Raw genomic sequence first — 11,882 nt, 5'->3', positions numbered from 1 at the left:
AATAAAAATTAATTTCTTTTTTTAATTTATCTTCTTCTCACAATGTTTTTATAAATTTAGCAGCTATATCAACAAATTCTTCATATTCTTTTTTTGCTTCTTCTTTAAGAATTAATTTTTCTAGTATTTCTAAAAGAGATAGCCCCTTAACTGATAATATATAACTTTGTTTATAAAGTTGTAAATATTTGTCTATTTTTAAACTCAATGATGGTTTATTTTGAACCATATTTTATTTCCTTTCTTAAAATTAAAATTGTTTTATACTACTAATATATTATCAAAATAAATATTATTTTTTACTAGTTTACATTTTAATATTTTAATTATATTTTCAATAAATAATCATTAAATTTGCATAATTCATTATATAATTTTTATATAAATAAAATATCAAGAAAGGACTAGATTTTTATGAAAAAAAGATTAAGTTTTTTAGGAGCAATTACATTACTAGGAACAAGCACAACAAGTCTAGTTGCTTGTAATAATATACCACAATATAACGAAGATGAATTACAACAACTAAAACAAAAAAACCAAATATACACAAATTGCAAAGAAATAAAAGAAAACTTAGAATGAATTTGTCCACAAGAAAAACCATTTAATGAAATTGATAATAAATATTATTTTATTATATGAAGAGGACTAAAATTAGATGAATGAATAGTAAAAAAATATAAAAATTTTGGTTTAGACAGAAGTAATACTTTAATAGATAAATCAAAAAGTAATGCAGAGTTGCATAGAGTAAGTCATGATTTACATACAATTGCAAATAAAGAATATAGTGCTTGAAGTAAAGATAATGGTACATATTTTAAAGCAGTTTATCGTTGAAATTTAGATACTAATGAGCCTAACTTAATTATTGATGATAATGGTAATGTAAAAGTTAATGGCGAATAAAAAAGCAATTTTTACTAAATTGCTTTTTTTAATTTATTTAATTTTCTTTTTCATAATCTTTTTTAATTATGTCATTAATATTATCTTCTTTATTTTCATCTAACAAAATACATTCATTATTAATTTTTTCTTTTAATTTTAGCATTAGTTTATTAATTTCAGTGAATAAAATTGGCAATCCCAATGTTAAGCCGTGAACTATTCAATATGCTAATCGTAGAAAAAATAACTTAGTCTTTTTCTTTTTCATTTTTATTACCATCCTTGTTTTTTTGTCTGATATTTATTTTGTTGTTATTAGCCAATTTATTATTTATAATTGTAATAACATCTAATTTCGTATTAATATTATTAATTTCAATTTTAATATCGTTTATTTTTTCTTTTAATTCTTTGTTTTCATCTCTTATTTTTTGTTGTTTTTTGCTCAAAATAGTTGCCGTTATGCCCGTTGTTCCACCAGTAAAAAGTGATATAACCAAAACAATAATTTCTAAAATAGTTTCACTCATTTTTTTTATTCTCCTTATTATCAAATTAATGGTTCTCAACTTCCAAACGATAGCAAACCAATAGCGACTGTTGTCACAATACCACGCTGGGCTTTATCTCATGTTTTAAAATCTTTTCATACTCAAAATTTAATCATCCCACCATCATATTTTAATATCGGTGATCATTCTTCTCCGCCATTTCAACGATAAACTGCTTTAAAATATGTACCATTATCTTTACTTCAAGCACTATATTCTTTATTTGCAATTGTATGTAAATCATGACTTACTCTATGCAACTCTGCATTACTTTTTGATTTATCTATTAAAGTATTACTTCTGTCTAAACCAAAATTTTTATATTTTTTTACTATTCATTCATCTAATTTTAGTCCTCTTCATATAACAAAATATCATTTATTATCAACTGTATTAAATGGTTTTTCGTCTGGTGTCATTTCTTTTAATCTGTTTTTGACATATTTGGCACTGCTTTCTATTTTTTGTAGGGCATTTCTTTAATTTTTTTGTCTAGTTGTGCTGTTTTTTGATCCATTTTTTCCATTTCTTTGGTTCATTTTTTATTGAATTCTTCCTTTTTTTCTTGGGCATATTCGCAAAAATTAATAAAATTGTTAGGGTCTTTGATTGATTGATAACGAATGGGGACTCGTGCGGTGTATTCTCAATTAAAGGATTTTATTTTTTCGCCTTTTAGGGGTAAATTAAAACTAAGAATAGGGAATTCATAAATTCCGTCTTTATGTCTTGTGTTTAAGTTATCTTGGGTTAATCTTCCTTTGTCTGTTCATACAAAATATTCGCTAGCACATTTATTTTGATAAATTGCTTGGTATTTAAAATCATTTACTTGATTAATGTTATCGATTATAGCTGTTGCTATTGTTTTTGAATTATCGTTTCAAGTCATGGCACTTTTAATATTTTTTCATGGTTTGTTTTTTTCTTTGTTGGTTTTTTCAAAATAGAATTTATTGTCAATTTTGCTTGGTTCAACTTCCTCAATTTTAGTGTTAATGGGGCATTGTTCTAATAATTATGTTAATTTTTCAATTTGTTCGCTTTTGTTTTCTCCTAAACTTTCAATAAAATTTTTATTAATATATTGGTAGTTTTCATCTGGGTTGTCTATATCGGGGATTGGATATACTAATGGTGCTTTTGACATATCTATTTTAATTGTTAAAAATATTGTTGTTGTTGTTTCTGCTTAGTTTTTTGCATATGGTATTAAGTCGTTGATATCGTTTGTGGTGTTGTTTTCTACTTTAATCATTCTTCCGCAAATGCTTAAATAAAAAAATGGTATTTCTTTGTTTCCTTTTTTTGTTTTTATTTTTACTTGAATTCCGTTGTCTTCATATTTGAATTCTGCTTCTAAGTTTTCTTGTTCGCCAAATCCGTAAAATAAAAAACCAGTTGAATTGTTATCACATAGTTTTAACATTTCTTCATTATAATTATCGCTATTACCTAATAAGTTTATAGCGTTTTTATTGCTTAATTCTTTATTAGCATAGTAGGGAATTGTTTGGTTTCTTAATAAAAAATCATAGTATATTGCTTGGTCGCGGTCTGTTAAATAATCTTCTGTATTGTCAAATGTTATAAATCTAAATGCCATTTTTTACCTCTCTTTTATAAATATTTTTTTTCTAATTTGTTGGATATTTTATCTCACTCAGAATGTAATGTATTGTTAGCAATCATTTTTTTATTCATTGTTTCTTCAATGTTGTTAAAATTATTGTTTAGATTGTTGTTTAGTTTTGTGTGTGGTTTTAAGTCTTCTCAATATTTTTGATTTTCTTTTATATTGTAAATTGTGTTATTTTGTAATTGATAGGTGAATAATTCAATATCACAGCTTCATTCTTCGTTTTTAATATCTTCTCATGATAAATTACTTTCATTTAATAATTCGTTTGTTAATGTTTTAATTTCATTCTTTTTTGTTCTTAAATTAATATTAAAAATAATTTTTTTAATTAAATTTCCACTGGTTGCTTGTAATTCATATCCTGTCTCTTCTTCAATTTCAATAATTCGCCCATAAATTAATATATATGTTTGATTAAAAACAACTTTATTTCCAAGGTGCCTTTTATTAACTTTTTTTCTTCGTTTAAAAAAATAATATTTTTATTTTTAACAAAAAAACTAGCAAAAAAATATTGGATAATTCCATCATCACACGCTTCTACGTTACAATTAGGAAATGTTTTTAAAACTATTGCCATAATTTAACCACCTTATTATTTTCATTATTATCTAACATAAAAAAACACCAGCCTTAACAATAATAATTAACCCCATCATTTATTGTCGTCGTGATGATACCGTCATTAAAATTATTTGTCAAATAAATAAGAATTAAAATTACAATCAAATCAGTGTTTTTGTTTTATTTTTTAATTTTTTCTAATTCTTCATTTATATATTTATAATATATTGGTTGAATATAAATACATTTAAGTGCTTTTCTTAAAATTTCTTCTCTATATTGTTCTAATTTTTCATCATAAATATACTCATATTTTTTTATTTTATTTTCACATTTACTGTGAATGTCATTTCTGTTTTTATCAAATCTAATATAAGTAGTCTTTTTTAATTTTTCTATTTCATTTCAATTTAAAATTTCAACATAATTTTTTTCCTCACTTTTAGGAAATATACTTGTCATTCTAATAAAAAATATTTGTTTTTCTTCTGTAATAAATAAAGGGAACAAATAAGATTTTTTAGGATTTCCGCTAATAAATACCGTGGTATCAGAATTAACAATAACATATGAACAATTTTTATTATTAATTACCATACTTAAATTCCTTATATAATTTAATTATTTCATCTTTTTCTGATTCATCTAATTCATCGGTGTTTATATCTAACGAAAAATCTAAATTATATGTTTTTTTCTTTCTTTGACTGCTTTTTTTCAAGCATCTTGCCAAGATTTTGAATAATGAGTATATTCAATAACATCATTTGTTTTTTGAAAGCGTAAATATTAAATAAAAATAGTAGTTATATATTTTAATATTTTTGTTTCTTCTTCTGAAAAATAATCTCAACTAAATTCTTTACAATTATTTTTTTATCTTCTAAATAAAACTTAATTTTTGTTTCTTCTTCTGTTAAATATTTAAAATATAAAAATTTTCCTTTATATTTTTCTACATAATTAAAAAAACTAATAGGAACAGGGCCCATTTCTCATGCTACAAAATCCATTTTAAAGAAATGGTTTGCATATTTTTTGGCTGCTTCTATTTCTAAAGATGCAATAAATTTATATATATATGTTTTAAAAATAAATTTTTTTTGCAATTAATTAATAAATATAAAACTGCCATTTCTATTTTGTTTGCTTCTATTGGAGATACATTTAAATATTTTGATAACATAGTTTCTTTCATCTTAATCACCTTTTCTTTATTAATTAAATTATATAATAAAAACCTAAAACATGCTATAATTAAATAGCAAGTGATGTTGCGAGTTATTCTAGGTTCTACTTGCAAGTTTAAATAAAGAAAAGAAACCTTGCCAGTCAATAGTCTGTGCGATACTATAAATAAAAAAAGAGATATTAAATCTCTTTTTTTATTATTTTTATTATGTATCTGCTAATGCTTTTAAACTTTCCATTAATTCTTTATGCTTATAAATATCTTGTTCTCATTCATCAAATTTAGATTCTAATAATTCATAATCTTTTTTAGTCATTTTTTTGCCATTTTTATTTATAAAACCTCATTTATAGTAAATCATTTTAATATTTACCTATATTCTTTCTATTTTTTCTCATTAATTATATAAAATATATATAAAATATAATTGCTTGTAAATACCTTTATTACTTGTTTTAAGGGGCATATTAGTTAATAAGTGTTAAAACCTTGTTCAATCATAATCTTACTTGGCCGAATATTAGAGTAATTTTGTTTTTATTGCTTTCTAAAATTATCCCAGATAAAATGCTGTTATATTCTTTATTGTTAAATAATAGGGTAAATTTACCTCTTAATTGTAAATTGTTTAAATTTAAAATATTGTTAGTTTAACTGTGCAAAAAGGAGAACGGATTGGGGTTGTTGGACCGAACGGAACGGGGKGAAAACAACTTTATGTGAAATTTTATCCCAATTGCGTCGTGTTTCGAATGGTAGTAGTGAGAAAAAATATGGAATTCGGATTGGAATGCAATTACAAGAATCAAAATATTTTCGTGGCATTACTGGTTATGATATTTTGAATTTGTATTTAAAAGCTTATAATTTATTAATTTCACCAGAAAAGATTTATCAATTTTTACTAAATTTACAAATTGAAAAAAGAATGAACAAGGATATTTCAAAATTATCCGGAGGACAACAACAAAAAATTAATATTTTATTAGCATTAATTGTTGATCCGGATTTGATTATTCTTGATGAATTAGCAACTGGATTAGATTTAGAAATTAAAGATAAAATATATGAAATTTTAAGTATTTTTTTAGCAAATGAAAATAAAAAATTATTATTAATTTCCCATAATATGTAAGAAATTGAGAAGTTTTGTGATACTTTGATTTTTATGGTTGCAGGAGAAATTACAAAAATAACAAAAGTAGTTGATGTTGTTGCCAAATATGGTAGTGTTGAAGCTTTTGTCAAAGATCAATTCAAAGAATATCAAATTGGTGCTTATAAACAAGGCTATAGAATAGGAGCAATCAAACATGACAAATGAGCAAAAAACTGAGCAAAATACATCGATAAAAATAAAAAATAGTTGATTAATTAATGAAAAAATTAATTTATCAGCACTATATCGTTTTTTTCTAAGTTATTTACGACGTCAAAAAATGGTTTTAATTTTTTCAGTAGTGTTAATTCCAATCGCAATTCTTTGTCAAGCAATTTTTGTTAACTACCGACAAGGATCAAATGTGATGGCATTATCAATTGGTGTTACTTTTATTGTAACTGGGACAAGTGTTGCTGTATATATGTTAATGGGATTTTTAATTGATTTAAAAATGTCCGTTGTATATAAACGAATTGGATTATTGGAAATTAAACCATTAGGTTTTGTTTTAATTGTTTACGCTTATTGTTTTATATTAGTAATAATTGCTGATTTCCTAGTTTTAATTACTAGTTTCATAATTAATGTGGTGTTAAAGATTAATTTTGCTGTTGCGTATAATTTAATTGTTCTTTTGTTTTTCATTATTTTAATTTTTATTTCTGCTTTTGCAATTGCCTTAATGATTATTGCTGTTATCTTAATTAATTCACGAACAATGCAATCAATAGTAACGACAATTTTAACAATTTTATTTGTTGGAGGTTCATTCTTATTTGTTGCTTTTATTCCGCCTTTATTTGGTACACATTAATAAAGAGGCAATTTTATCAATCAAGGGCTTAAGTATTAGCTGTGGTGTTATGCTGGGTTTTCTTGTTTTAACCAGTCTCTTAATATGATTAATTATTCGAATTTTTCGTTGAGATAATTAAAAAAAATAAGGAAAGAGCCGAAAATAATTGGCAAATTTAAATTATTTTGTTATGATATACTTGTTGTAAAATTTGGGAAGAATAGGATTTAAGCAGAAAAGAGGAATAAACAAATGCGTGAAGGAATAATTTTACGTTGTGAACAATGTAAAGAAGAAAATTATATTGCAAAGCGTGATAAAAAGAAACAACAAGACAAATTAGAAGTGAAAAAATATTGTTCAAAATGTAACCAACATACTTTACATAAAGAAAAAAAATAACTCATTAAAATGAGTTATTTTTTAAAATTAGTTTTATCAAAGATTAGACTTAACATCTTGCTTTGATTAACGGTTTTTATGTTATGATTAAGATAAAGTAGATAACATTATTTTCATATATGTGTTTTTAATTATTTTAAAATAGCAAGTAAAAATATGAAAGGAAGGAAGAACTAATGATTCGAAAAGCTACAATTGTTGATCAAGACCAAATTAATCAATTAAGACAAAAAACAATTAAGAAAATTAATATTGATGATTATAATCTTTTAGAACAAGAAGCTATTTTACAATATTTTCAAAATAATAATTTTTGTAAAACATTAGAAGCCGAAATAGGATATGTAATTAGTTTTGAAAATAAAATTTTAGGTTATGGTTCTTATCATGCACAACAAAATCAAATTACTGATTTATATGTTGATCCTGAATATCAAGGATGATATTTTGGCAAAAAATTGCTTAAACAATTAGAATTAGAAGCACAGAAAAATGGTTTTTTAGATATTACTGTTGATGCTTTTTTACCAGCTGTTGCTTTTTTTTCAAAAGTATCATTACATTGCAGTGAAGAAAAATGTTCATATCTATTCTCAACAAGAAATTTTAACCTATTTTATGAAAAAATATTTTTAATTTAATAGAAAAAAATGTATAGTATATCCATTAAAAGGAATGGTGGGTAATGTTGACCAAATTAAATTTAGATCCAAAAGTGTTAAAGACTTTTAAATTTTTAAATTCACTAAAATTAAATTTTCTTTCAATTGAACGAATTTTAAAAGTAAAAACAAAATTAACTTTTACTCAAAAAGAAACAATTTTAAATTTAATGCGACAACAATATAATATTAAGATTAAAGCAAATTATAATGCTCGTCCAGTAAGTCAAACCCAGCAGAAAAAACAAGCACTTAGTTTGCAAAAAATTAATAAAAGTACAAAAAAAAGAAAAGAAACAAATAATAGTAAAAAATAAAAAACCACAACAAGTAACAAATATTTATCAAAATCGGCCTTTTTTAGTCAAGGTAATTTATTAGAATTAACAAAGCAAAGGATTAATTTATTACGTAATGCTTCAAACAATTATAATCAGATGGGGCAAGGCGTAGTAAAGTTACGAAATCCTTATTATTCAATGTTTGGTATTAACTAAACAAATCTTGCTAAGCGACATCAAAATTTATAATTTTAAGTAAAGTTAAATCAGAAAAATTAGTTCAAGAAAGAAATAGTTTTTCTGATTTAACTTTTAATGATTGAAGTAAAAATAACTTTTCTAAAATAATATTTTTAAGGTATAATAATTAATAAAACAATAAAATAGAAAGGTCATTAATGATGGAAGAATATATATCCCAGACTAATAGCAACTTAGAAACTAATTTAAAAACTAATTTTGAAACTGGTTTAACTTCAGAAGAAGTAATTATTCGGCAAAAACAATATGGCAAAAATGAATTACCAAAAAGTAAAGTAACGCCATGATATGTTATTTTTGGTAAAGCATTAATTGAACCAATTCAATTAATTTTAATTGTAGTAGCTGTAATATCAGTAATTGCACCAATGATTGGAAATAATTGACAAGTTCAGGGTGAGTATTTTATTGATTTTTCAGTAATTGCTGCAATTGTTATCCTTGATGCAATTTTAGAAACAATTCAAACAGTAAAAGCGCGAAAATCAATGGCAGCTTTAAAATCCCTATCAAAGCCAAAAGCGGTAGTAATTCGAAATGATTCACAGCAAGAAACCCCAGCTAATGAATTAACAGTTGGCGATATTGTTATTTTGGAAGCAGGAAAATATGTTCCAGCTGAACTACGGATTATTGAACAATCTGATGTATTTATTGATGAAGCAATTTTAACTGGGGAAAGTGTTCCTGTTCATAAAACAGCTTATCCAATTGAACCAACAACAATTTTGGCAGAAATGAAAAACATTGCTTTTATGTCAACTTTTATTACAGCTGGGCGAGCAGTTGGTGTAGTTATTAAGGTTGGTCAACAATCAGAAATTGGAAAAATTGCAACAACAATTAATGAAACAGAAGAAACTGCCACAAATTTAGAAAAAAAACTAACAAAGTTTTCTTATTGAATTGCTGGATTAAGTTTTATTATTACTATTGTTATCTTTTTAGCATTATACTTTAATGGTAATAAAAATGGATGAACCAATTATTTAATGGTGGCGATTACTTTAGCAATTGGGGTTATTCCAGAATCATTAGCAGCTGTTGTTTCTATTACTTTATCATTTTCAACCAAACGTATGGCGAAACAAAATGTGATTGTTAAGAAACTTGCTAGTATGGAAACATTGGGTAGTGTCAATGTTATTTGTACTGATAAAACAGGAACTTTAACACAAAATAAAATGACAGTTAAAAAAGTAATTATGAATAATTATGTAATTAATGCTGATAAATACATTAATAGTGGTCTTGATCAGCACCAGGATTTATTTTTGAAAGCATTAGTTTTATGTAATGATAGTGTTACTGAAGACAAGGAACGAATTGGTGATCCAACAGAATTAGCATTAGTTGATTATGCTGAATTATTTGCTTATGATGAACAAGATTCACGTGATAAATGAGAACGAATTGATGAGGTTCCTTTTGATTCTGAACGGAAACTAATGTCTACCTTAAATCTTATTGAAGGGGTTAGTACAACTTTTACAAAAGGAGCATTGGATAGTTTATTAGAACGTTGTGATCGCATTATGATTCAGAATGAAATTCTAAGATTAACTAAGCAAGATAAAGCACTGTTATTAAAGTTAGCAGATAATTTATCAGCGCAAGCATTACGGGTGTTAGCGTTTGCTTATAATACTAACTTTGATGATGAACAAGCCCCTGAAGCATTAGAAAAAAATTTAATTTTTTTAGGAGCAGTTGGAATGATTGACCCTGTTCGTTTATCTGCTATTGAAGCAGTGAAAAAAGCACACGCTGCTGGAATTAAAGTTGTTATGATTACTGGTGATCATGCAACAACTGCTCTAGCAATTGCTAAGGAGTTAGACTTAGCTTATTCAGAATATGAAGTAATTTCTTCTGAACAATTAAATGAAATGACGGATGAGCAATTAATTCGAATTGTTGATAATATTAAAGTGTTTGCTCGAGTTAATCCTGAACATAAAGTTCGGATTGTTAATATTTTACAACAGAAAGATTATCTTGTTTCAATGACAGGTGATGGTGTTAATGATGCTCCAAGTTTAGTAAAAGCGGATATTGGGGTAGCAATGGGAATTACCGGAACAGATGTTGCAAAGCAAGCAGCGGATGTTATTTTAACGGATGATAATTTTGAAACAATTATTAAAGGAGTTAATGAAGGGCGCAATGTTTATCAAAAAATCCGACGGGCAATCACTTTTGTTATTGGGGTTAATTTAGCAAATGTTTTATCAATTTTTATTTTATCCTTAATTAATCATGTTTCACCAGTAGAAGCAACTGATATTTTATGAATGAATTTAGTTATTGAATCAATTTTAGCAATTTGTATTGGAATGGCGGATAATGATGACACATTAATGACAATTAAACTAGTTCAAGGGAAAAATCCCTTATTTCGAAATATTTGAGGACCAATGATTCGGATTACTATTCTAACAACGAGTGTTTGTATTGGAGCTTATTATTTTGGAATGAGTTTCGTTCCTGCTCAGGCATACGAAGCCTATGGTTATCAAACAGTTTTTGATTTTTTACGAAGTAGTTATCCAAATATTACAATTGAAATGAAATTACAAATTTCTGATTTTGGACGGACAGGGATTTTTATTGCTTTAACTTGTGCACCAAGTATGTTTGTTAATACTGTTACTTTAACAAATTGAAAAATAAAAAAACGCTTTACCCCAATTATTAATCGCCCATTAATTTATGCCGCAATAGGAGCAGTTTTATTAAATATTATTATTTTGTTTATTCCTTGAATTAATAATAAAGTATTAAATTTAAATGATTTAGAAGTTTATAATTTAAATAATTGATATTTTATCCCTGCTTGTTTAGCAATGGCAATGATTCCTGTGACAATTATTGTGATAACTGATGCTTGTCATTTTTGATGACATCATGGGTTAAAACAACACTTGCAAAAACTTGGGAAAGTTAAAATAAGAAAATTATAAACCAATCGTTGTTAAAACAAATAATTTTTAGAAAATATTATATAACGGGAATAACTATCCCCGAAAAAGTCTTTAAATACTTCTCAGTCAAAACCAAAATTATAGTCACTAAAATTTAAGTCATATTTTTTATTTAAATGTTCATAACTAGTAATTCGTTTTTTATTATTAATTTTAGTAAAGTCTTGCATTTTTTAGATATCCTCGCTTTCAAATTATGATAAAATAATAAAACTTATCAAATATCAAATTAAGTATTATTAATATCATATTAAAAATATTTTTTAAAGATAGGGAAATAACATTGTTTGGTGATATTTGAGGTTATTTATCTATGGCTACAAATGCCACTACTAAAATTACTCTAAAAAAATAAAAAAAATGTCTTTTTGTTATTCTTTAACAATTACATTTCCATCTTTATCAATATCTAAACTAGGAGATTTATTTTCTTCTCCATTTCAACGATAAACTTTTATCCATGAGTTAGACCAAGACAATTTAATATTAAC

Annotated in this window: 21 protein-coding genes; 8 read left to right on the top strand and 13 right to left on the bottom strand. The window is 25.1% G+C overall.

The features are described 5' to 3' along the window. A partial coding sequence (locus tag C6B38_RS04835; RefSeq protein WP_146693315.1) for a hypothetical protein occupies nt 1–229 on the bottom strand: 229 nt, incomplete at its 3' end. Nucleotides 230–414: 185 nt separating this feature from the next. On the opposite strand from C6B38_RS04835, the gene C6B38_RS04830 reads away from it, so the two are divergent. Next, nucleotides 415–912 carry a lipoprotein gene (locus tag C6B38_RS04830; protein ID WP_105298854.1) on the top strand — a complete coding sequence of 166 codons (498 nt, stop codon included), beginning with the start codon at nt 415–417 and terminating at the stop codon, nt 910–912. A gap of 37 nt (nt 913–949) precedes the next feature. Here the strand turns inward: C6B38_RS04830 and C6B38_RS04825 are convergent, their stop codons facing one another. The 11 genes from C6B38_RS04825 to C6B38_RS10030 form a co-directional block, all read right to left on the bottom strand. Then, nucleotides 950–1,162 carry a hypothetical protein gene (locus C6B38_RS04825; protein WP_105298853.1) on the bottom strand — a complete coding sequence of 71 codons (213 nt, stop codon included), beginning with the start codon at nt 1,160–1,162 and terminating at the stop codon, nt 950–952. After that, nucleotides 1,143–1,424 (bottom strand): hypothetical protein, encoded by a 282-nt coding sequence (locus C6B38_RS04820; RefSeq protein ID WP_071937173.1) that lies wholly within the window; start codon nt 1,422–1,424, stop codon nt 1,143–1,145. The genes C6B38_RS04825 and C6B38_RS04820 overlap by 20 nt, the downstream gene beginning before the upstream one ends. Nucleotides 1,425–1,441: 17 nt before the next feature. Next, nucleotides 1,442–1,864, bottom strand: coding sequence for a hypothetical protein (locus C6B38_RS04815; protein WP_105298852.1), 423 nt, complete (start codon nt 1,862–1,864; stop codon nt 1,442–1,444). 38 nt (nt 1,865–1,902) lie between these two features. Beyond that, nucleotides 1,903–2,337 (bottom strand): hypothetical protein, encoded by a 435-nt coding sequence (locus tag C6B38_RS04810; protein WP_105298851.1) that lies wholly within the window; start codon nt 2,335–2,337, stop codon nt 1,903–1,905. A 126-nt stretch (nt 2,338–2,463) separates the two neighbouring features. Beyond that, nucleotides 2,464–2,595 (bottom strand): hypothetical protein, encoded by a 132-nt coding sequence (locus C6B38_RS11910; protein WP_255401073.1) that lies wholly within the window; start codon nt 2,593–2,595, stop codon nt 2,464–2,466. 42 nt (nt 2,596–2,637) lie between these two features. Continuing rightward, a complete protein-coding gene (locus C6B38_RS04805; RefSeq protein ID WP_105298850.1) occupies nt 2,638–3,051 on the bottom strand; it encodes a hypothetical protein in 414 nt (137 codons plus the stop codon). A 433-nt stretch (nt 3,052–3,484) separates the two neighbouring features. Then, nucleotides 3,485–3,667, bottom strand: coding sequence for a hypothetical protein (locus C6B38_RS04800; protein WP_105298849.1), 183 nt, complete (start codon nt 3,665–3,667; stop codon nt 3,485–3,487). A gap of 164 nt (nt 3,668–3,831) precedes the next feature. Beyond that, entirely contained in the window at nt 3,832–4,248 is a 417-nt protein-coding gene (locus tag C6B38_RS04795; RefSeq protein WP_105298848.1) for a hypothetical protein, read from the bottom strand. Further along, the gene (locus tag C6B38_RS11905; RefSeq protein WP_255401072.1) at nt 4,238–4,372 is read right to left on the bottom strand and encodes a hypothetical protein; all 135 of its coding nucleotides are present in this window, start codon (nt 4,370–4,372) and stop codon (nt 4,238–4,240) included. Before C6B38_RS11905 ends, C6B38_RS04795 begins: the two co-directional genes overlap by 11 nt. A gap of 94 nt (nt 4,373–4,466) precedes the next feature. Then, nucleotides 4,467–4,664, bottom strand: a complete 198-nt coding sequence (locus tag C6B38_RS04790) for a hypothetical protein (RefSeq protein ID WP_146693314.1) — start codon at nt 4,662–4,664, stop codon at nt 4,467–4,469. A gap of 384 nt (nt 4,665–5,048) precedes the next feature. Next, nucleotides 5,049–5,204, bottom strand: a complete 156-nt coding sequence (locus tag C6B38_RS10030) for a hypothetical protein (protein WP_162475877.1) — start codon at nt 5,202–5,204, stop codon at nt 5,049–5,051. Nucleotides 5,205–5,579: 375 nt separating this feature from the next. Between C6B38_RS10030 and C6B38_RS11120 the strand changes: the two genes are divergently transcribed. From C6B38_RS11120 to C6B38_RS04760, 7 genes are all read left to right on the top strand, one after another. Further along, nucleotides 5,580–5,978: an ATP-binding cassette domain-containing protein gene (locus tag C6B38_RS11120; protein ID WP_233485540.1), complete on the top strand. Its 399-nt coding sequence runs from the start codon at nt 5,580–5,582 to the stop codon at nt 5,976–5,978. Between the two features lie 33 nt (nt 5,979–6,011). Continuing rightward, complete coding sequence (locus C6B38_RS11115; RefSeq protein ID WP_233485539.1) at nt 6,012–6,209, top strand: hypothetical protein; 198 nt, start codon at nt 6,012–6,014, stop codon at nt 6,207–6,209. Next, on the top strand, nt 6,157–6,819 hold the full coding sequence (locus C6B38_RS04780; protein WP_233485538.1) for a hypothetical protein: 663 nt from the start codon (nt 6,157–6,159) through the stop codon (nt 6,817–6,819). Before C6B38_RS11115 ends, C6B38_RS04780 begins: the two co-directional genes overlap by 53 nt. 234 nt (nt 6,820–7,053) lie before the next feature. Beyond that, nucleotides 7,054–7,203: a 50S ribosomal protein L33 gene (gene rpmG, locus C6B38_RS04775; RefSeq protein ID WP_004028258.1), complete on the top strand. Its 150-nt coding sequence runs from the start codon at nt 7,054–7,056 to the stop codon at nt 7,201–7,203. Between the two features lie 176 nt (nt 7,204–7,379). Next, nucleotides 7,380–7,844: a GNAT family N-acetyltransferase gene (locus tag C6B38_RS04770; protein ID WP_233485537.1), complete on the top strand. Its 465-nt coding sequence runs from the start codon at nt 7,380–7,382 to the stop codon at nt 7,842–7,844. Nucleotides 7,845–7,888: 44 nt separating this feature from the next. Next, on the top strand, nt 7,889–8,182 hold the full coding sequence (locus C6B38_RS11110; RefSeq protein ID WP_233485536.1) for a hypothetical protein: 294 nt from the start codon (nt 7,889–7,891) through the stop codon (nt 8,180–8,182). Nucleotides 8,183–8,547: 365 nt separating this feature from the next. Continuing rightward, a complete protein-coding gene (locus tag C6B38_RS04760; RefSeq protein ID WP_233485535.1) occupies nt 8,548–11,370 on the top strand; it encodes a cation-translocating P-type ATPase in 2,823 nt (940 codons plus the stop codon). An 11-nt stretch (nt 11,371–11,381) separates the two neighbouring features. Here the strand turns inward: C6B38_RS04760 and C6B38_RS04755 are convergent, their stop codons facing one another. Then, nucleotides 11,382–11,561, bottom strand: a complete 180-nt coding sequence (locus tag C6B38_RS04755) for a hypothetical protein (RefSeq protein ID WP_105298845.1) — start codon at nt 11,559–11,561, stop codon at nt 11,382–11,384. Between the last annotated feature and the right edge of the window lie 321 nt (nt 11,562–11,882).

It is taken from the genome of Spiroplasma sp. ChiS, from assembly GCF_002968355.1.
Taxonomy (GTDB): domain Bacteria; phylum Bacillota_I; class Bacilli_A; order Mycoplasmatales; family Mycoplasmataceae; genus Spiroplasma; species Spiroplasma citri.
The sequence above is the reverse complement of the archived record's forward strand: the minus strand, read 5'-3'. Positions and strand labels throughout refer to the sequence as shown.